The 19,445-nt window shown below is 64.3% G+C and carries 17 protein-coding genes and 1 pseudogene; 13 read left to right on the top strand and 5 right to left on the bottom strand.

What is annotated here, in order from left to right:
* Positions 1-64: 64 nt before the first annotated feature.
* On the bottom strand, positions 65-955 hold the full coding sequence (locus CG51_RS11745; RefSeq protein ID WP_035745258.1) for a LysR family transcriptional regulator ArgP: 891 nt from the start codon (positions 953-955) through the stop codon (positions 65-67).
* Positions 956-1,044: 89 nt separating this feature from the next.
* Here CG51_RS11745 and CG51_RS11740 point away from each other — a divergent pair, with 89 nt between their 5' ends.
* The 6 genes and pseudogenes from CG51_RS11740 to CG51_RS11715 all read left to right on the top strand — a co-directional run bounded on the left by CG51_RS11740 (position 1,045) and on the right by CG51_RS11715 (position 6,810).
* On the top strand, positions 1,045-1,650 hold the full coding sequence (locus CG51_RS11740; RefSeq protein ID WP_035745257.1) for a LysE/ArgO family amino acid transporter: 606 nt from the start codon (positions 1,045-1,047) through the stop codon (positions 1,648-1,650).
* Between the two features lie 85 nt (positions 1,651-1,735).
* Positions 1,736-2,638 carry a metal ABC transporter substrate-binding protein gene (locus CG51_RS11735; RefSeq protein ID WP_035745256.1) on the top strand — a complete coding sequence of 301 codons (903 nt, stop codon included), beginning with the start codon at positions 1,736-1,738 and terminating at the stop codon, positions 2,636-2,638.
* Positions 2,635-3,348, top strand: a pseudogene (locus CG51_RS20745) (ATP-binding cassette domain-containing protein); the annotation flags it as partial. The gene CG51_RS11735 and the pseudogene CG51_RS20745, both read left to right, overlap by 4 nt.
* 437 nt (positions 3,349-3,785) lie before the next feature.
* On the top strand, positions 3,786-4,631 hold the full coding sequence (locus tag CG51_RS11725) for a metal ABC transporter permease (protein WP_035745254.1): 846 nt from the start codon (positions 3,786-3,788) through the stop codon (positions 4,629-4,631).
* Entirely contained in the window at positions 4,628-5,443 is an 816-nt protein-coding gene (locus CG51_RS11720) for a metal ABC transporter permease (protein WP_269845375.1), read from the top strand. The genes CG51_RS11725 and CG51_RS11720 overlap by 4 nt, the downstream gene beginning before the upstream one ends.
* Positions 5,444-5,577: 134 nt before the next feature.
* Positions 5,578-6,810 (top strand): MFS transporter, encoded by a 1,233-nt coding sequence (locus CG51_RS11715; RefSeq protein ID WP_051930487.1) that lies wholly within the window; start codon positions 5,578-5,580, stop codon positions 6,808-6,810.
* A gap of 3 nt (positions 6,811-6,813) precedes the next feature.
* Here CG51_RS11715 and CG51_RS11710 read toward each other — a convergent pair whose 3' ends face one another.
* On the bottom strand, positions 6,814-8,028 hold the full coding sequence (locus tag CG51_RS11710) for an amidohydrolase family protein (protein ID WP_035745250.1): 1,215 nt from the start codon (positions 8,026-8,028) through the stop codon (positions 6,814-6,816).
* Between the two features lie 63 nt (positions 8,029-8,091).
* On the opposite strand from CG51_RS11710, the gene CG51_RS11705 reads away from it, so the two are divergent.
* Entirely contained in the window at positions 8,092-8,493 is a 402-nt protein-coding gene (locus CG51_RS11705; RefSeq protein WP_035745248.1) for a membrane protein, read from the top strand.
* Positions 8,494-8,534: 41 nt separating this feature from the next.
* Here CG51_RS11705 and CG51_RS11700 read toward each other — a convergent pair whose 3' ends face one another.
* Positions 8,535-9,221, bottom strand: coding sequence for a GntR family transcriptional regulator (locus tag CG51_RS11700; RefSeq protein WP_035745244.1), 687 nt, complete (start codon positions 9,219-9,221; stop codon positions 8,535-8,537).
* Between the two features lie 82 nt (positions 9,222-9,303).
* On the bottom strand, positions 9,304-10,755 hold the full coding sequence (locus tag CG51_RS11695) for an aldehyde dehydrogenase (protein WP_088233695.1): 1,452 nt from the start codon (positions 10,753-10,755) through the stop codon (positions 9,304-9,306).
* A 371-nt stretch (positions 10,756-11,126) separates the two neighbouring features.
* Between CG51_RS11695 and repA the strand changes: the two genes are divergently transcribed.
* The 5 genes from repA to CG51_RS11670 all read left to right on the top strand — a co-directional run bounded on the left by repA (position 11,127) and on the right by CG51_RS11670 (position 16,709).
* On the top strand, positions 11,127-12,314 hold the full coding sequence (gene repA / locus CG51_RS11690; protein WP_035745240.1) for a plasmid partitioning protein RepA: 1,188 nt from the start codon (positions 11,127-11,129) through the stop codon (positions 12,312-12,314).
* Positions 12,314-13,246, top strand: coding sequence for a plasmid partitioning protein RepB (gene repB, locus CG51_RS11685; protein WP_035745238.1), 933 nt, complete (start codon positions 12,314-12,316; stop codon positions 13,244-13,246). Before repA ends, repB begins: the two co-directional genes overlap by 1 nt.
* Positions 13,247-13,417: 171 nt before the next feature.
* Entirely contained in the window at positions 13,418-14,485 is a 1,068-nt protein-coding gene (repC, locus tag CG51_RS11680) for a plasmid replication protein RepC (protein WP_051930486.1), read from the top strand.
* Positions 14,486-14,563: 78 nt separating this feature from the next.
* Positions 14,564-15,607 carry a tyrosine-type recombinase/integrase gene (locus CG51_RS11675; RefSeq protein ID WP_035745236.1) on the top strand — a complete coding sequence of 348 codons (1,044 nt, stop codon included), beginning with the start codon at positions 14,564-14,566 and terminating at the stop codon, positions 15,605-15,607.
* Positions 15,608-15,686: 79 nt separating this feature from the next.
* Positions 15,687-16,709, top strand: a complete 1,023-nt coding sequence (locus tag CG51_RS11670; RefSeq protein ID WP_035745233.1) for an NADP-dependent oxidoreductase — start codon at positions 15,687-15,689, stop codon at positions 16,707-16,709.
* 6 nt (positions 16,710-16,715) lie between these two features.
* Here the strand turns inward: CG51_RS11670 and speB are convergent, their stop codons facing one another.
* Positions 16,716-17,666, bottom strand: coding sequence for an agmatinase (speB, locus tag CG51_RS11665; protein ID WP_035745231.1), 951 nt, complete (start codon positions 17,664-17,666; stop codon positions 16,716-16,718).
* 154 nt (positions 17,667-17,820) lie between these two features.
* Between speB and CG51_RS11660 the strand changes: the two genes are divergently transcribed.
* A complete protein-coding gene (locus tag CG51_RS11660; RefSeq protein WP_035745228.1) occupies positions 17,821-19,350 on the top strand; it encodes a D-aminopeptidase in 1,530 nt (509 codons plus the stop codon).
* Positions 19,351-19,445: the final 95 nt, after the last annotated feature.

Here is a 19,445-nt window from a genome sequence, read left to right as displayed (position 1 = left end):
GTCGTCCTCCGACCTGAACGATGCCTGCTTCACCGCCGTTCCGCAAGTGGCCAATGACGTCGCGTCACACCAAAGAACGGCGGGCCGCCGCAACGATGCTCCGGGTGAGCGGGGCAAGCCTTTCTGACGCCAGCCGGTTGACTTGCCAGTAGAGCGGCACGTCCAGCACCGCGCCGGGGATCAGCTCCACCAGCCGCCCGTCATCCAAGGATTGCGCCACCAGCGCCGCCGGATTCAGCGCCCACCCCATTCCCGCCAGCGTTGCATCGACGAAGCCCTGCGTGGAGGGCATCCAATGGGTCGGCGAGACGGCCCCCTGCCCCAGCTGGGTCTCCAGCCAGCGGTGCTGAAGCCGGTCCTTCTGGTCATAGGTCAGTGCAGGCGCGTCGGCCATCGCCGCAGCCGTCACGCCATGGGGGAAGTGGCGCGCGATGAACACCGGGCTGGCCGTGGCGTGGTAGCGCAGGCTTCCCAGCCGCTGGATGCGGCAGCCTTGGACCGGTGTTTCCAGACCCGTCACCGCAGCAAGCACCCGCCCGCTGCGCAGCCAGTCCGCCGTGTGGTCCTGATCGTCGATCCCGATGTTGAGCAGGTAGCCCGTTTCCGCGATGAAGGGCGCGACGGCAGGCAGAAACCAGGTGCCAAGACTGTCGGCATTGGTAGCGATGTTCAGCGTTACCCGCTGGCCCGCCACCTCTGCCAGTCCCGGAAGATGGCGGAGCAGATCCTGCTCCAGCAACCCGACCTGTTCCACGTGCCGGCAAAGCCACGCGCCCTTTTCCGTCGCGCGGCAAGGCACGCCGCGTTCGATCAGCACCGCGCCGAGCCGCTCCTCCAACTGCCGGACACGTTGTGACACGGCCGAGGGCGTGATGCTCAGAACCCGCGCGGCCCTCTCGAAGCTCCCCGTCTCCACCACCAGCGCGACGGCGCGGGCCGAAGGATAGTCGATCATGAATTTTCCTGAACCGGCATGAGCTGCATTAATTTGATTAACGTCTCCGCACGGCCTACCGCAAGGACGCACATTCAACGGAGCGTCCCATGACCGTCGCCTTCCTCTCCGGTTTGACCATGTCACTCGGGCTCATCGTCGCGATCGGGGCGCAGAATGCCTTTGTTCTGCGTCAGGGACTGCGGAACGAGCATGTGTTCGCCGTCTGCCTGACCTGCGCGCTGTCGGATGCTGTGCTGGTGACGCTGGGCGTCGCGGGCTTCGGGCGGATCACCGCGCTGTTTCCGTGGCTGGAACCGGTGATGCGCTATGGCGGCGCGGCCTTCCTGCTATGGTATGCCGCCCGCAGCCTCCGCTCAGCGCTTCGGTCGGAGGCGGCCCTGACCGTCACCGGCGCTCCCCCCGCGACTCTCCGTCAGGTGGTGCTGGCCTGTCTGGCGATCACCTGGCTCAATCCGCATGTCTATCTGGATACCGTCGTGCTGCTTGGCTCCGTCTCCACCCAGTTCGCAGGCGAGCGGCCCGCCTTTGCAGCCGGGGCGGTCCTGGGGTCGGTGATGTTCTTCTTCACGCTGGGATATGGCGCGAGGCTGCTCCGGCCTGTTTTCGCACGCCCCGGAACATGGCGGCTGGTGGATGGATTTATCGCTCTGGTGATGGTCGTCATCGCCGTGGGGTTGCTGCGGGGGACATGACCGTCTCGACGATCTTTCTTGACTTTTTGCGAATGATTATCATTTTCATGGTATGAGCGAAAAGCCAGGCAGGACAGGAGCGGAAATGACTCGGATCGGGAAACGCATACTCGGCGCAACGGCGGCACTTGCGCTGCTAACCGGCACCGCGGGCGCGGAGGAGCGGATGAAGGTGGTGACCACCTTCACTGTGATCGCCGACATGGCGCAACAGGTGGCTGGCGACGCGGCGGAAGTCGTTTCCCTCACCCGTCCCGGCGCAGAGATCCATGGCTATGAACCGACCCCCCGCGATCTGGTCCGGGCGCATGGGGCCGACCTGATCCTGTGGAATGGCATGAACCTCGAGGTTTGGTTCGAGAAATTCCTGCGCACCGTCGGGGACGTGCCCTCCGTCACGGTGAGCGATGGAATCACGCCCATTGCGATCACCGCCGGTTCCTATGAGGGCAAACCGAACCCCCACGCCTGGATGGGGCTGACGGAGGCGCTGACCTATGTGGACAATATCACCGACGCCCTCAAGGAGCACGACCCTGCCAATGCGGACGTCTACGCCGGAAATGCGGCTGCATATAAGGATCGTCTCCGGGCCGCCATCGAACCGCTGAAGGCGGAGATCGCAGCGCTGCCCGAGAACCGTCGCTGGCTGGTGACCTGCGAGGGCGCGTTCAGCTACCTCGCCCGCGATCTCGGGCTTCGGGAACTGTATCTCTGGCCCATCAACGCCGACCAGATGGGCACGCCCCAACAGGTGCGCGCGGTCATCGACGGGGTACGTGCGAACGACATTCCGGCGGTGTTCTGCGAAAGCACCGTGAGCCAATCCCCCGCGCAACAGGTCGCGCGGGAGACGGGCGCGCGGTATGGCGGCATGCTCTATGTGGATAGCCTGTCGGAGCCGGATGGGCCGGTGCCTACCTTCCTCGACCTGCTGGAGACCACCACCCGCACCATAACGGACGGTCTGGCGGGGGGAAGCCAGTGACAGACGAAGCGGGAGTGCTCGCGCGGGACGTGACTGTCACCTATCGCAACGGTCACACCGCCCTCCGCCGCGCCGGGTTCAGCGTGCCGGAGGGGTCCATTACCGCCCTGATCGGGCCGAATGGTGCGGGAAAATCCACGCTGTTCAAGGCCCTGATGGGGCTTGTCCCCGTTTCGGGGGAGGTCCGCCTGCTGGGGTTGCCCGTGGCGGAGGCGCTTGCCCGGAGCCTCGTCGCCTATGTGCCGCAGGCCGAGGAGGTCGACTGGACCTTCCCCGTGCTGGTGGAGGATGTGGTGATGATGGGTCGCTATGGCCGCATGGGCTTTCTGCGCCGGCCCCGCGCCGCCGATCGGGAGGCGGTGAACACCGCCCTCGCCCGTGTCGGCATGAGCGACTACCGCCATCGCCAGATCGGCGAGCTGTCGGGCGGGCAGCGCAAGCGCGTGTTCCTTGCCCGTGCACTGGCGCAGGACGGGCGGCTCATCCTGCTCGACGAACCCTTTACAGGCGTCGATGCCGGGACGGAGGACCGGATCATCGACCTGCTGGGTGAATTGCGGGACGAAGGGCGGGTGATACTCGTCTCCACCCACGACCTTGCCCGTGTGCCGGAGTTCTGCGACCGCGTCGTCGTGGTGCGCGGAACGGTCCTAGCCTCGGGTCCGACGGAGGAAACCTTCACACCCGAGACCCTCGCCCTCGCCTTTGGCGAGCCGCGGGCACATCGAGATCGCACGGGCGGTTCTTCTGGTGACCGCTCGGCTGACCGGCAATCCGATGTTCCCGAAGGGGCGATGCGGGAAGCGCCGCCGGGAAGCGAGGAGGCTTCACTGGGGCATGCGGTCCATGCCGCGAGCGGCTCCGGTACACCGGAAGCGGGCGCCGGGCGGCCGGAAACCCACAGGGCCGCCACACTGGGAACAGAAAGCGCGGAGGCGCCTGACGCGGGAACCCAGGCGAGCGGCCCGAACGATAACGGGCGATCCCCGCGAAGCGGGGCGGGACAGCCGGCCGCAGGTCTGCAGTTCACGTCGCAGCACGCCCCTTCCGACCCGCTCGTCCACCCCTCCGGCACGCAGGCAACGCGCGAACGGGCGGCGGGCAATCCGTTCGCAGGATCCACGCTGGCGGGAAGCGGGTCAGGACAATGAGCATCCTGTGGGAACCATTTCTTTACGGCTACATGACCAATGCGATGTGGGTCTCGGCGCTGGTGGGCGGCGTCTGCGCCTTCCTCTCCTGCTACCTGATGCTGAAGGGCTGGTCGCTGATCGGCGACGCCCTGTCCCATTCTGTCGTTCCAGGTGTGGTGGGGGCCTACATGCTGGGCCTTCCCTTCGCGCTCGGCGCTTTCCTGTCGGGCGGGCTGGCGGCGGGCGCGATGCTGCTGCTCTCGGACCGGTCCGGGCTTCGGGTCGATGTGGTGATAGGGCTGATTTTCACGGCCTTTTTCGGCCTTGGCCTGTTCATGGCCTCGATGAACCCGATGTCCGTCTCCATCCAGACGATCACCATGGGCAATATCCTTGCCATCACGCCGGAGGACACACTGCAGCTCGCGCTGATCGGCCTCGTGTCGCTGGTGATCCTGCTGGCGAAGTGGAAAGACCTGATGGTCGTGTTCTTCGATGAGGTCCACGCCCGCACCATCGGCCTCCGTCCCGGGTTGCTGAAAGGAGTGTTCTTCATGCTGCTCTCCGCCTCGGTGGTGGCGGCGATGCAGACGGTGGGCGCATTCCTGGTGATCGCCATGGTGGTGACACCGGGCGCCACGGCCTATCTCCTCACGGACCGTTTCCCCCGGCTGATCGTGCTCTCCGTGGCCATCGGCGCGGGGACGAGCTTTCTTGGCGCCTATCTCAGCTACTTCCTGAACGGGGCGACGGGCGGGATCATCGTCTGCCTTCAGACGGCAGTGTTCCTGCTGGCGTTCCTTCTCGCCCCCCGGCACGGACGGCTGGCCGCCCGCCGCCGGACGAAGGAGGCCGCCTGATGGAAACCCTGCTCCTCCCGTTCCACTTCCCCTTTATGCAGAACGCCTTTCTCATCGCGGCGATCGTGGCGGTTCCGGCCGCGCTCCTGTCGTGCTTTCTTGTGCTGAAGGGCTGGGCGCTGATGGGAGACGCGGTGAGCCATGCCGTGTTGCCCGGCATCGTCATAGCCTATGTCCTGCAGATCCCGCTGATCCTCGGCGCCTTCGGGGCGGGAATGACAGCGGCGCTTGCCACCGGCTATCTCTCCGACAACAGCCGGGTGAAGCGCGACACGGTCATGGGCATCGTGTTCTCCGGCATGTTCGGCCTGGGGATCGTCCTTTACACCTCCATCCCGTCCGACGCGCATCTGGATCATATCCTGTTCGGTAACATGCTGGGCGTCGGGCCACATGATCTGTGGACGGCGGGGGCGATTTCCCTGCTGGTCGGGGGGACGCTGCTGCTCAAGTGGCGCGACCTGCTGCTCCACGCCTTCGACCCTGTACAGGCGCGGGCGATGGGGCTGCCCACGGGGGTGCTTCACTACGGGTTGCTGGTGCTGCTGTCGCTGATGATCGTGGCGCTGCTGTCGGCAACGGGGCTGATCCTTGCCGTCGGGCTGCTCATCGCGCCGGGTGCCATCGGATTTCTGGCGTCGCGGCGGTTTCCGGTGATGATGGCCGTCGCCGCGCTTTCCTGTCTCCTGGCGATGCTGGGCGGGGTCTATCTCAGCTTCTTCCTCGACAGCGCGCCGGCACCCACGGTGGTGCTTCTGCTGACGGGCATGTTTCTCGTCGCGCTCGGGCTTCGGCGGTTCCGCCTCGGCTGATGCCCGGGAAACAGGCGCTCCGCCCGCTTCCCGGGCAGACCCCGCGTCCCTTGCCCCGGCATAGAGTGCAACGGATTGCCCTGCGACCGGACGTCGCATAGAGCAGGCCGACAGCAAAATCCGGGAGCAAGGCGATGGTCGAAGAACGGACCGGGGCGGCGTGGGACGACCGCCCGGTGGATGCGAGGGCGCGCAAGGCGCTCTGGGGATCGGCCATCGGCTATGCGATGGACGGGTTCGACCTGCTGATCCTTGGCTTCATGCTGAAGCCCATCTCGCAGGATCTGGGCCTCAGCCCGGCGCAGGCGGCCTCCCTCGTCACTGCGACGCTGGTGGGCGCCGTGGTAGGCGGCATCCTGTTCGGGATGCTCTCCGACCGGCTGGGCCGCGTCAAGGTGCTGACCTGGACCATTGTGGTCTTTGCCGTGTTCACCGGGCTGAGCGCCTTGGCGCAGGGCTACTGGGACCTGCTGATCTACCGCACCATCGCAGGGCTGGGCCTGGGCGGAGAGTTCGGCATCGGCATGGCGCTGGTCGCGGAAGCATGGCCTGCATCGAAACGCGCGCGCGCCTCCTCCTACGTCGGGCTGGGCTGGCAGGCGGGCGTGCTCGCGGCCGCGCTCATCACGCCGCTCCTGCTGCCGGTCATCGGCTGGCGGGGCATGTTCGTGATCGGCCTGTTTCCGGCGCTGGCGGCATGGGTGATCCGCCGCACGCTGCATGAGCCGGAGGTGTTCGTGGAGAAGTCGCGCCAGCGGCCCGCCCGCTCCCCCCTTGGCCTGCTTGTCGCCGACAGGGAGACGCGGAAGATCAGCCTCGGCATGGTGATCCTTTGCTCGGTGCAGAACTTCGGCTACTACGGCGTGATGATCTGGCTGCCGAACTACCTCTCCACCCGGTTCGGCTTTGCGCTTACGCAATCCGCGCTGTGGACGGCGGTGACGATCCTTGGCATGGCGGCAGGTATCTTCTGCTTCGGCCATATCGCGGACCGGGTCGGGCGGCGGCCGGCATTCTTTGGCTATATGCTTGGGGCAGCGGTGATGGTGCTGGCCTATTCCCGCCTGACGGACCCGACGGCGCTGCTGATCGGCGGCGCGGTCATGGGCTTTTTCGTCAACGGAATGCTCGGCGGCTACGGCGCGCTGATGAGCGAGCTTTACCCGACGGCGGCACGGGCCACGGCGCAGAATGTGCTGTTCAACGTGGGCCGCGCGGTGGGCGGCTTCGGCCCGGTGGTGGTGGGCGCGATCGCGGCTACGCATGGGTTCCAGACCGCCATCGCCCTGCTGGCCGCGCTCTATGTCCTCGACATCATAGCGATGTTCTTCCTGATCCCAGAGCGGAAGGGCGAGCAGCTTTCCTGACCGTCAGGGGTGCAGGATCCGGGCGGACGGGCGCAAGAAACTCGGCCGCCCACGCTTGAACCCGGCAAGGGGTTGGGCGATGCAGCCAAACGCCTCGACCGGATCGGTGGCATCCAGCACGACGATATCCGCCCGGTCGCCCACCGCCAGCCCGTAACCCTCCAATCTCATCAACCGTGCCGCCCCCTTCGTGATGAGGGCCATGCAAAGCGGAAACGCCTCCGGGCCGAGCTGCATCACGTTGGCATAGAGGTTGGCCATGCGCAGCAGCGAAGCATCGCCATAGGGGGTGAAAGGGTTCATCACGTTGTTGGTGGCGACGGAGGCATTGCCCCCCCGCGCGGCAAGCAGATGCACCGGCGCCACGCCGCGCGCCGCGCGGAACCCCTCCGATCGCCCGTTCAGATAGAGGTCGGTGGACGGCAGAGCCGTCACCCCCACCCCTGCCGACAGGAGCAGGTCCGCATACCGCGCAAAGGACCCCTCCCCCATCGCCGCAAGTTTCGTCGCGTGACCGATGGTGACCCGGCCCTGCCAGCCCGCACGGGCCGTCGCCTCACAGACGGCATCCATATGCGTCCAGCCGGGATCGAGGTCGAAGTCCAGATGGAAGTCGATATCCACGTCATGCTCGACCGCCATGGCGAAGATGCGGCGGATCTGCTCCTCCGGGTCGGTGTCGGTATAGGGGCAGCCGCCGATCAGGTCCGCACCTTCCGCCAGCGCTTGCCGGAGCAGCGCCTCCGCACCGGGATCATTGGTCAGCCCCTCCTGCGGAAACGGGCAGAGCGTGAGGTCGAGCGCAAAGGCATAGTCCGCCTGCAGGCGTTTCATCGCCGCGAAACTCCGCAGGCCCACGCGGGGGTCCACCTCGACATGGGCGCGCATGTGCATCGTGCCCTGCCGGATCGCCGCCTCCACCACCCGCGCACCCCGGGCATGGACATCGGCCTCGCTGAAGTCCCGCTTCAGACGGGAGACGGCGGCGACGGCCTCGGCAAGGCTCCCGGCGCCCTGTCCGCAGCGGCAGATCAGGCCCGCCTTGTCGAGATGGATGTGGCTTTCCACCAGTCCGGGCACGGCGATCCGACCGCCGAAATCCTCCCCCTGCCCCACCAATGTCCCTATCTCCGCGATCCGGCCATCGCGGATGCCGATGTCCGTTGCCTGCGCGTCGGGGAACGGCCGCAGGTTGCGCAGGATGAGGTCGAACGTCACGGCTTGTCTCCTGCTGCCGGTTCAGTATCCTGTATGTGTATGCAGTTTAGCCCGAGGTTGGCAATGAGCGACAGGACCGAGCGGGACGTGGCGGCGGTGAGGGCCTACCTTGAGGCTTCAATGCGCCCGGACCCCGTCGCCGCCGCAGCTTGTGTCGCACCGCAATTCCTGTGCCGCTTCACCGGCAACCGGGAATTCACGGCCCCTGACGGGCCGACGCGTGTCAATACGGCCCGCTATGCGTGGGTGAAGAAGCGGATCGACCGGTACGATGCGATGCCGGACGGCGCACGCACGGTAGTTTACTGCACCGGTCATCTCTACGGCGCCTGGCCGGACGGGACGCCCTTCGATCACAACCGCTTCGTGGATCGTTTCGTGGTGGAGGACGGATTGATATGGGAGACGGACGTCTGGAACGACAGCGCCGAATGGCTGCTGGACCCTGCCCTTTCCAGACGGTAGCCATCGGGGTCTCCGCCATTTGCTGCGGGCCTCAACCCACGTCAGCTCAGGTACGGGGCAAGTATATCGGCAAGCTCCCGGGTCCTCACCCCTTTGCTCGACAACAGCGCGCGAGAGGCGACCGCCTCAAGGTGCCTGTCCATGAGCTCCATCGCCGCTTCCCGGGGTCCGGTACGGATGGTTTCGATCAGGTCGAGATGCTCGCTCACCGCGCAATCCGAAGAATGGGGGCGCGCGAGGGTGGAAAGTGACAGCCCCGCCCGGTAGCAGATTTCCGTAACATAGCGGATGAGGATCGGCTTCTCCGTCATTTCGGCAAGGCGGACATGGAACTCCGTCGCCAAACGGATTGCGTGGCCATCCGGCCCATGACGCGCGTCGTCCTCCGCCTTCACCAGCGCGCGGAGTTCGGCCGCCTGTTTCTCTGTGAGCACGCCGGCCAGATGGCCCACCACCTGCCGTTCAAGCGCGATTCGGATGTCGAAGATATCGCGCGCTTCCTCCGGTGTGGGGGCTGCGACCGTGGCGATCCGGTTACGGCGGAGATCGACCAGCCCCTCGGCCGCCAGCTGGCCAAGCGCATGGCGGGCAAGCGTGCGGCTCACCCCGAAGGAGTCGCCCACACCGTCTTCCGGCAGCCGGTCACCGGGCATCAGCGCGCCTTCGATGATAGCCCGGCGGATGGCACGGCAGATGGCTTCGGTCCTGTCACCCTTCAACTGGGCCATGCATTTCTCCTGCGTCTCGCGCGCATCCTGCCGATCCGGCGCGCGAGCGCAAGCGGTGAGGTGGCCTACAGGGGATACTGGCTTACAGGGGATACTGGCCGGGCCGTGTTTCCATGGTGATCCAACGCAGATCGGTGAATTCGGCAATCCCCGCTTTCCCGCCGAAGCGGCCGTAACCCGATGCCTTCACCCCGCCGAAGGGCATCTGTGCCTCGTCATGCACCGTCGGCCCGTTGATATGGCATATGCCGGAGCGGATCTGGCGCGCGACGTCCAGCCCGCGGGCCGTATCGCGGGTGAAGACCGCGGCGGACAGGCCGTATTCGGTATCGTTGGCGATACGGATCGCATCCGCCTCGTCCGCAGCGCGGAAGAGCGCCACGACCGGGCCGAAGCTTTCCTCATAGGCGATGCGCATGTCAGAGGTGACTCGGTCCACCACCTGCGCGGGCATGAGCACACCTTCGGTCGTACCGGCCGCATGCACTTCCGCACCCTTCTCGCGCGCATCCTCAATCAGCCCGACAACCTTCTCCACCGTGCGCAGATCGACCACCGCGCCAAGCGGCGCCTGTCCGTCAGCCGGGTTGCCTGCGGTCAGAACCTTTGCGCGCGCGATGAACTTCGCCGCGAAATCCTCCGCGATCTCGGGGGCGAGGATGATCCGTTCGGTGGACATGCAGATCTGGCCCTGGTTGAAGAAGGCGCCAAAGATCGCGGCCTTCACCGCTTCGTCCACATCGGCATCCTTGAGGACGAGGAACGGAGCCTTGCCTCCCAGCTCCAGAAGCACGGGTTTCAGGTTTCTTGCCGCGCGTTCCGCGATGATCCTGCCCACCTTGGTCGAGCCGGTGAAGTTGATCCTCCGCACTGCGGGATGGTCGATGAGCGCACCGACGATATCGGCCGCATCGTCGGGCGCATTCGTGACGAGACTGACAAGGCCCTTGGGCAGCCCGCCCTCCTCCAGCGCCTCGACGATGAGCGCGTGGGTCAGCGGGCAGATCTCGGAGGCCTTGAACACCACCGCGTTGCCGCAGGCCAATGGGGTGGCAAGCGCCCGTGTGCCGAGGATGACTGGCGCATTCCACGGCGCGATGCCCAGTACCACGCCGGCGGGTTCCCGGATGGACATAGACAGACAGCCCGGTTTGTCGGAAGGGATCACCTCTCCCGCCACCTGCGTGGTGAGCGCAGCAGCCTCACGCAGGATGGAAGCCGCGAGCGAGACGTTGAACCGCGCCCAAGGCTCGGTCGCGCCGATCTCGGCAGCCATCGCCGCAACGAAACGGTCGCCCTTCGCTGCCATAGCATCCGCAGCCTTGAGAAGCGCTGCCCGCCGCGCGTTCGGGCCAAGCGCCGCCCAGTCGGGGAACGCAGCGGCAGCGGCATCCACCGCTGCGACCGCGTCCTCGACCGTGGCGGCCGGCGCCTCGCTCGCAACGGCACCGGTCACCGGGTTCCGACGCTGATAGGTTCTGCCACCGCCCGATGCCTGCTCCGCGCCGCCGATCTTCATCTTCACCATCGTCATTTCCATCCTCCGGGCGTCTGCTTATTGTCGGCGATATTATGCGCTATTGGCCACCGCTCGACAGGGATGAAACGCCGCAGGAGCTCCTGATGGTTGCAGAAGACGTTTGCGGCACCTGATTCTCCAGGCACCCCCTGCGAGCCGGTCCAGCCCCGCAAATCCGGTCGCAGAGCCGGTTAAAGATGGCTAAAGCGGCCGGAAACTCTCCTGCTGTGCGATATTCTCGCCCGCGAGGTCGTCAAAGACGACGGATCCGGTGCGGAAAGCCGCTGAAAGCCCTTGTTCGAATCCCATGTTTCAGGCAGTTATTTACGCCAACAACAGAATAAAACGACCAGAAGCGTAACTAACGATCTGGCGCGAGGCAGTAGATGACAAAACAGGAACGCATTGACGTTCTCGTGGGAGAACATGCCGCGCGGCTTTCGGAGCGGCTTCAGGCGCATCGTGCCCAGCTTTTCCCTCCTGACGCCCGCAAGGAGTTGCGGAAGTTCACCTCCGGTGAGGTGGCCGAGCTTCTGGGCGTAAAAGATGCCTATCTGCGAAAACTGCATCTCGAGGGACGTGGGCCGAGTCCGGAGACGCGGGCGGGCGGGCGGCGTTACTACTCCCTCGCCGATGTGCAGGCTCTGCGCGAAATGCTTGAAAAGGGGGCGAAATCTCCCGGCACCTATCTGCCTGGCCGACGGGAGAACGACCATCTTCAGGTGATCGCCGTCATCAATTTCAAGGGTGGTTCCGGCAAGACGACGACTGCCGCGCATCTTGCCCAGAAGCTCGCGCTGGACGGCTACCGCGTGCTGGCGGTCGATCTGGATCCGCAGGCAAGCCTCAGCGCGCTCCATGGGTTTCAGCCGGAATTCGATCTGATCGACGGCGGCACGCTTTACGATGCGATTCGTTACGATGTGCCGGTCCCGCTGGCCGATGTGATCCAGCCCACCTATTTCCCCAACCTCGACATCATACCGGGAAATCTCGATCTCATGGAGTTCGAGCATGACACCCCGCGGATGCTCGCTTCGCGCACGGGACAGTTCTTCTTCACCCGCGTCGGCGACAAGCTGGCGGAGGTGGAGGCGAATTATGACGTGGTGGTGATCGACTGCCCGCCGCAATTGGGCTTTCTGACGATGTCGGCGCTCTCTGCCGCCACTGCGGTATTGGTGACGGTTCATCCGCAGATGCTTGATGTGATGTCGATGTGTCAGTTTCTGCTGATGACCTCCAACCTGCTCGGGGTGGTATCCGAGGCAGGCGGCAACATGTCCTATGACTGGCTGCGATATGTCGTGACACGCTATGAACCGGGCGATGGGCCGCAGAACCAGATGGTGAGCTTCATGCGCTCCATGTTCGGGGAACATGTGCTCAACCATCCAGTGCTGAAGTCCACGGCGATTTCCGACGCGGGGATCACCAAGCAGACCCTCTATGAGATCGAACGGACGCAATTCGTACGCGCCACCTATGAACGCGCCATGGAAAGCCTGAATGCGGTAAATGGCGAGATCGAGGCCCTGATCCAGCAGGCATGGGGCCGGAAGGGAGGCGCCTGATGGCACGGAAAGACCTTCTCAAAGGGCTTATGGACGCGGGAGACCCCCCCTCCCCCGCCAGCGTTTCGACCAGTCAGCCGATTCCCCGGCCCGGTCGCGGTGCCATTGGTGCCGTCAGCCAGTCAATCGCCGATCTGCGTAGCCGGTCGGTGATCGACGTTCCGCCTGACATGATCGACAATGCCGGAATTCGCGACCGGCTGGATGACGATCCGGAAGGTATCGCGGCGCTCGCCGAAAGCATTCGCGATTACGGCCAGCAGGTGCCCGTCCTTCTCCGCCATTCGCCCAATTACGAGGGTCGGTATGAGGTGGTCTATGGCCGGCGTCGCGTCTCGGCGCTGAAATTGCTTGGACAACCCGTCAAGGCGATGATCCGCAACCTGAATGATCGCGAGTTGGTGATTGCGCAGGGACAGGAGAACACCGCCCGCAAGGACCTTAGCTTTATCGAGAAGGTGAATTTTGCCCGCGCGATGCGGGACGAAGGATTTGACCGGAAGATCATCTGTGACGCGCTTCAGATCGACAAGACGTTGATTTCGCGCATGCTTTCCGTTGCGGATTCTGTGCCTCTGCCCCTGATGCGTGCCATTGGCACGGCTCCGGCGATCGGCCGGGATCGCTGGACGACGCTCGCCTCCAGGCTAAAGGGCCGACGTATAGAGGATGTGATCGCGCTTGCGGAGGGCATTACCTCGGATGCGAGATTCGAAGCGGTTCTGGCCGGTCTTGCCCAACGGACGCCCTCCCCTGCGCCGGAGAAGGCGCCACTGACCGGCAGCGGCGGCGAACGGTTGGGCGCGGTTTCGCGCAACAGCCGCGCCACCGTGCTTACAATAGACAGCAGCCAACATGCGAAATTCGCGGAATGGCTGATTGAGAATTTCGACGAAATTCATCGCGGCTGGCTCACCAGCGGCGAGGAATAATCTTGGTAACAACAAGGGAGCACGAAGCAGGACAAAGAAAAGCCCCTCAGGACATGACATCCCGAAGGGCCGTTCCGTCGATCTAGCACTTCGAACGTAGCGGCTTTTGTTGACAGCTGTCAACTCCCGTCTTTCTGCGGCGGCCGATATTTTGCGTCCTCGTGACATGATATGAAGCATATTTCCATAGCGCCTTTTGGGCGGCCGGTTACGGCTGACCTGATGGCGGCGCGCGCTCTGGCGCGAGGCTCGGCCGAAGCGAAAACGGTTCCGAAATGGGAGCCCTTGCGCGATCTGACCGTCGCACGAAAAGGGTTTTCGCTTTCCGATCGCGATCTGTCGGTCCTGCATGCGTTGATCTCGTTTGTTCCAGGCGACGTCATATCGCCCGCCGGGTGCATTGTGTTTCCCTCCAATGCAACGCTCTCGCATCGTGCGCACGGGATGCCGGAGAGCACGCTACGGCGCCACATCGCGGCGTTGGTTAAAGCGGGCGTGATTCTTCGCCACGACAGCCCCAATGGCAAGCGCTACGCAACCCGGGGAAGCGAGTCGCGCCCTGCCCACGCATTTGGCTTTGACCTTGGGCCACTCGCACGGAGAGCTGTTGAGTTTCGGTGCATGGCAGATGAATGCCGCCGCGCCGACGACCAGCTTAGACAGTTGCGTGAGTTTGTCACCCTCAGACTTCGGGATGCAATTCAGCTTGGAGGAATGGACGTCCTTGCGTTGACGGAGATGAAGAAAGCCCTTCGACGCAAGCTTTCACACGTTGAACTCGAACAAATCGCTGAACGACTCAATCAGTTTCTTACACTCGACGAGCCGGAAGAAGTGAGCGGCAATGACAATCAAAATGAGCGGCACATACAAGAAGACAACAAAGTAACAATTAAGAAAAACGTCCGAGCGCCCGTCATCCCCGACTTTTCCCGGGTGCTGGAATCCTGCACGGAATTCGCAAGTTTCTATCCTGTGAAAAGTTGGAGAGACTTCATTCACGCCGCCGAACAGTTACGACCAATGATCGGCATAGATGCTCACTCTTGGCAACAAGCCTGCGAAGCCATGGCGCCAGAATGCGCGGCGGCAACGATTGCCTGCATTCTGCAAAGGTTAAAATCCATCCATCGCCCATCCTCCTACCTCCGGATGCTAGCTGAGAAGGCCCTAAACGGTACCTTCTCTCTTGAGAGAATGGTTCGAGGATTATCCCGAAGCGCAATCATGGAAGGTTGACAGCTGTCAACATCGTTGTGTTGACAGCTGTCAACTGAACCCGCTTGCAAATCCTGCGCACTGTAAGGAACATCCGGCATGGTCGATAACTTCCCCACTATAGCCCTTGCCACCGGACTCAGCAGTGATCTTGCCGAGCTCTACCGCCGTGGAACGCCCGAAAACACGCTTCGCGCTTGGGAACGGGATCTGGCATATATCTCCGCTTGGCGCATGCTTCGCTTCGGCACAGCCCCGATCTGGCCGGAACGGGAAGACGTCGCCCTGGCTTTCCTCCTGGATCACGCCCGCGATCTGGAAGAAGCCGCTGAACAGGACCCGGCCCGTCAGGCTGCAGAGCGCCTGATCGCTGCTGGCCTCCGCCGCCAACTCGCCTGCCCAGCAGCCTCCACGCTTGACCGTCGAATTGCAAGTTGGCGCGCCTTCCATCGCATCCAGAATTTAACCTCGCCTTTCGAGCTTCCCCTTATCCGTCAGGCTAGACAGAAGGCTCGGCGCGCTGCTGATCGGCCGCCGTCGCCTAAATCGGCGAATCCGGTGACCCGAGAGACCCTGCTGCAACTGGTGGCCGCCACAGGGCCGGACATGCGCGGACTGCGCGATCGGGCTATTCTGTTGCTCGCCTGGGGATCGGGCGGACGGCGACGGTCTGAGGTTGTGTCCCTGAACGTCGAAGATCTGGACCTGCGCGAATTCGACCGTCACGGACATGTCTGGATTCGGCTGCCGGGAACAAAGACCACCCGAAAGGGCGCGACCCCGAAGCTCGTTCTGAAGGGGAGGGGCGCTCGTAGTCTCGTGGCATGGCTGGACGCTGCGGGAATACAAAACGGTCCGGTCTTTCGGCCAATCAGTAAGACAGATCGAGTGCTTAAACGCCGGCTAACTCCCGAGGGCGTGGCGTCAGTGGTGCGCCGTCTAATCCGCGAGGCTGGATTGCCGGATGGGTTCGCCTCTCCGCACGGATTGCGCTCGGGTTTTCTTACGCAGGCTGCACTAGACGGCGCGCCCTTGCAGGCGGCGATGCAGCTTTCGCTTCACCGATCGGCGGCGCAAGCCCAGAAATACTACGCCGACGTTGATATCGCGGAGAATCCCGCAACCAATCTGTTGGGTGATTAGACGTTATTACATTACGTTTTAGGCAACGGTTTTCAGCCACGGCGTCCCGTGGCACAACTCACTGGAACGGAGGAACCCCATGTCGGATATTATCAACCACAGTCTTGTCCTTGCCTCGCGACCCGAAGGACGTCCCAACGCCGCCAACTTTCGAATGGAGGAGACGCCAGTGCCCCCGCCGCGGGAGGGGGAGGTTCTTCTCCGCACGCGCTATCTGTCGCTTGACCCCTACATGCGTGGTCGGATGAGCGCGGCACGCTCCTACGCGGCGCCGGTGGAGATCGGCGCCGTGATGGAAGGTGGCACCGTGGCGGAAGTCATTGTCTCGCGCAATCCGGATTACCGGGAGGGCGATGTGGTACTCTCCCATTCCGGCTGGCAGGAATACGCGCTTTCGGACGGCGCAGATCTGCGGAAGCTCAATCCCGAAGAAGCCCCGATGACGACAGCGCTCGGCGTGCTGGGAATGCCGGGGTTCACGGCCTATTCGGGGTTGCTTACCATCGGCCAGCCCAAACCAGGGGAGACGGTCGTGGTTGCGGCGGCGAGTGGGGCGGTCGGCTCCGTCGTCGGGCAGATTGCGCGTATCAAGGGCGCGCGGGCTGTAGGTATCGCGGGCGGGGCTGACAAATGCGCCTTCGTGCGGGAAGAGTTGGGTTTCGACGCGGCCATTGACCACCGCGCGCCCGACTTCGCCAAGCGTCTTGCCGAAGCCTGCCCCAACGGGGTCGATGTCTATTTCGAGAATGTCGGCGGCAAGGTCTGGGACGCGGTCTTTCCGTTGCTGAACACCTTCGCGCGGATCCCGGTCTGCGGCCTCATCGCGCAATACAATGCCGTCGGTGTGCCGGAAGGGCCAGACCGGCTCCCCGGACTGATGCGACAGGTGCTCTCCAAAAGCCTGCTGATCCGCGGATTCATCCAGCGGGAGTTCGTGGATCAGCGCCCCGCCTTCTATAGCGACATGGCCGGGTGGATCCGGGAGGGGCGCGTCCGCTACCGCGAGGATATCGTGGAAGGCGGGCTTGCCGCCGTCCCGGAGGCGTTCATCGGGCTGCTGGAAGGGAGGAACTTCGGCAAACTCGTGGTGAAGATTTCCTGACAAACGTCAGGTTTTTGCTGTGAACATCCGTCCGATGGTGTTGAGCAGGATCTGCGCGGCAAGGATCGATGTCGTCCCCGTCCGGTCATAATCGGGGGCGACCTCCACGAGGTCCACGCCGACGATCCGGCCGCGCTCGCACAGCCCAGCGATCAGCTCCAGCACCTCATAGTAGAGAAACCCGCCGTGGCTGGGCGTCCCGGTGCCCGGCGCGATCGAGGGGTCGAACCCGTCGATGTCCAGCGTCAGGTAATAGCGCGCACCGGCCGGGATCCTGTCCAGCACGCGCTCTACCCCCAGCTTGCGGAACTGGCGGACGGAGAGGATGTCGGACCCCTGCGCGCGGGCATAGTCATACCCTTCCTTGGCGGTGGAGGAGACGTTGCGGATGCCAAGCTGGCTCATCCCCGTCACCCACGGCTTTTCCGAGGCACGGCGCATCGGATTGCCATGGCCGAAGCGGACACCGTGACGTTCGTCCACGAAATCCAGATGCGCGTCGATCTGGACGATGTGGATCGGCTCCTGTTCTTCGAACGCGTTGATGCAGGGAATGTTGACGGAGTGGTCACCCCCCAGCACCACCGGCACGGCACCGGCCGCGAGAATCTTGCGCACCCCGTATTCGATGGCGGCGTGGCTGCCCATCGTATCGGTATGCACAATATCCGCATCCCCCAGATCGACGATCCGCACCCCCTCCAGATACGTCGTGTCATCCTCATGGTCATAGGCACCCGCGTGACCGAAGGAGAAGAGCGTGGAGGCCTCCCGGATGCCCCGCGGTCCGAAGCGGGCGCCGGAGCGCCATTGCGTGCCAAAGTCGAAAGGCGCCCCCAGGATTGCCACGTCGGCAGCGATGCTGTCCCAATCCTCGACGTAGCGGCTTTTGGCGAAAGTCGGAATGCCGACGAACGGCAGGTTGAGGCGACCGGATTCGTAGCCGTGGGAAGACATGGGCGAGCTCCTGTTTCTGTCGCGTGGATAGTGCAGGGGCGCACGGTCGCTGCAAGGGAATTCCACCGCTTGACGGGGCAGGGCGGGGCTGCCTTCCTTGCGCCGCGCGGCGGCCGCCGCCGACACGTGAATCGACGGGCAAGGGGAAGAGATCATGGATATCGAAGCCGCGCTGGATGATTTGCCAAACCTCTATCCCGGGCCTGGAGGCGTCGCGGGGATCGTGCGGGAGGGCAGGGTCGTGGCCGCGCGAAGCTGGGGGTTCGCCGACCTTGCGGCCCGCCGCCCGATGACCGAGGCGCTGCGCCTGCCGATCTGCTCCATCTCGAAGCAGTTCACCTGCGCGGCGCTGCTGGCGGAGATCGGCGATCCTGCACGGCTTGACGACCGCCTGGCCGGCTATCTGCCCGGGTTCCGCGACCGGCTTCCCACCGTGCGGCAGCTTTGCGACAATCAGTCGGGTCTGCGAGACTATTGGGCGTTGACGGTGCTGCAGGGCGCGCAGGCGGAGCAGACCTTCCGGAGGGAGGACGCCCTTCCCCTGCTTGCGCGCATGAAGACCGGTCATTTCGCACCCGGCTCCCGCTATTCCTACTCGAACGGCAATTTTCGCCTGCTGGCCGAGTTGCTGGAGGCCGCGACGGGAGAGGATCTAGGAACGCTTTACACGCGCCATATCTTCGGCCCCGCGGGGATGGAAACAGCGGCGCTGGTGCCCGATACCCGCCATCCACCGGATGGGGTCACCGGGTATGAGGGCACGCTGGACACGGGCTTTTTCCCCGCCGACAACGGTATCTGGTGGAAGGGGGATGCCGGGATCTCGGCCTCGCTCACCGATATGCTGGCCTATGAGGCGTGGATCGATGCGACGCGCGACGATCCGGGCGCGCTCTATTCACGCATTTCGTCACCGGCAAGTTTCGCGGACGGCAGCCCCGCGCCCTATGGCTACGGGCTGTCGCGCGGGCAGGAAGGCGGTTTTGCGGTGACCGGCCACGGCGGGGCGCTGCGGGGGTTCCGAGCCTACAGGATACATGCGCGGGACGCGCGTCTCTCCGTCGTGATCATGTTCAACCATCAGGCGGATGCCCAGTCGGCAGCGCGGACCTTGTTCCGGCATGTGCTGGGTCTTCCAGGACCGGCCATGGTCCCGCCCCCCGAGATCTGGGACGGACATTGGCTCTGCCGGGAGACGGGGCTGTCGGTCAGGATCGACGGCGGCACAGTCCCCCGCCTGCGCTATGCCACATCGCCGGAACCCCTGACCTTCCGGGACGGTGGTCTGGAAGCGACCGGCATACGGCTGGAGAGAGGGGAGGGGGGTATCATGATGACGCGGTCCGCAGACAGGTTGTCCGCGCAACTGGAGCCCCTGCCGCCGCCGGACAGAGAGATACCCGACGGCCATTTCCGGTCCGATGAGCTCGAAGCCGAGATGGTGCTGATGCCCGGGGCAGGGGGGCTCTACGTCGGGTTCAATGGAATGCTGGGGCAGGGGCCCATGGAACTGGCCCGCCCTCTCGCCCCTGATATCTGGCTCGTCGCGACCCGCCGCTCCATGGATGCTCCCGCGCCGGGAGACTGGACGCTCCAACTTCGCAGGGACGGAGCGGGCCGGATCACGGGCGCCGAACTCGGCTGCTGGCTGGCCCGGGGGATCGCCTATCGCAAGCTGGGGTAGCTTGCGCACAGCAGGTGATCTTTTGCCTATTAATTAGGCAGTTCCAAAAAAAATGCATCGGCATGTCATTTTCTGCTTGCGGGAATGTTTGTGAT

The organism is Haematobacter missouriensis, assembly GCF_000740775.1.
GTDB lineage: Bacteria > Pseudomonadota > Alphaproteobacteria > Rhodobacterales > Rhodobacteraceae > Haematobacter > Haematobacter missouriensis.
Note: the sequence above shows the minus strand (reverse complement) of the source record. Positions and strands in the feature narration are given on the sequence as shown.

Bases quoted from the DNA above. Each gene is read 5' to 3' on its own strand.
- CG51_RS11705 (WP_035745248.1), top strand. From the start codon at position 8,092: ATGAGCGACAGGACCGAGCGGGACGTGGCGGCGGTGAGGGCCTACCTT.
- CG51_RS11660 (WP_035745228.1), top strand. From the start codon at position 17,821: ATGGATATCGAAGCCGCGCTGGATGATTTGCCAAACCTCTATCCCGGG.
- speB (WP_035745231.1), bottom strand. From the start codon at position 17,666: ATGTCTTCCCACGGCTACGAATCCGGTCGCCTCAACCTGCCGTTCGTC.
- CG51_RS11670 (WP_035745233.1), top strand. From the start codon at position 15,687: ATGTCGGATATTATCAACCACAGTCTTGTCCTTGCCTCGCGACCCGAA.
- CG51_RS11715 (WP_051930487.1), top strand. From the start codon at position 5,578: ATGGTCGAAGAACGGACCGGGGCGGCGTGGGACGACCGCCCGGTGGAT.
- CG51_RS11675 (WP_035745236.1), top strand. From the start codon at position 14,564: ATGGTCGATAACTTCCCCACTATAGCCCTTGCCACCGGACTCAGCAGT.
- CG51_RS11695 (WP_088233695.1), bottom strand. From the start codon at position 10,755: ATGACGATGGTGAAGATGAAGATCGGCGGCGCGGAGCAGGCATCGGGC.
- CG51_RS11700 (WP_035745244.1), bottom strand. From the start codon at position 9,221: ATGGCCCAGTTGAAGGGTGACAGGACCGAAGCCATCTGCCGTGCCATC.
- CG51_RS11740 (WP_035745257.1), top strand. From the start codon at position 1,045: ATGACCGTCGCCTTCCTCTCCGGTTTGACCATGTCACTCGGGCTCATC.
- repA (WP_035745240.1), top strand. From the start codon at position 11,127: ATGACAAAACAGGAACGCATTGACGTTCTCGTGGGAGAACATGCCGCG.
- repB (WP_035745238.1), top strand. From the start codon at position 12,314: ATGGCACGGAAAGACCTTCTCAAAGGGCTTATGGACGCGGGAGACCCC.
- CG51_RS11725 (WP_035745254.1), top strand. From the start codon at position 3,786: ATGAGCATCCTGTGGGAACCATTTCTTTACGGCTACATGACCAATGCG.
- repC (WP_051930486.1), top strand. From the start codon at position 13,418: ATGAAGCATATTTCCATAGCGCCTTTTGGGCGGCCGGTTACGGCTGAC.
- CG51_RS11735 (WP_035745256.1), top strand. From the start codon at position 1,736: ATGACTCGGATCGGGAAACGCATACTCGGCGCAACGGCGGCACTTGCG.
- CG51_RS11745 (WP_035745258.1), bottom strand. From the start codon at position 955: ATGATCGACTATCCTTCGGCCCGCGCCGTCGCGCTGGTGGTGGAGACG.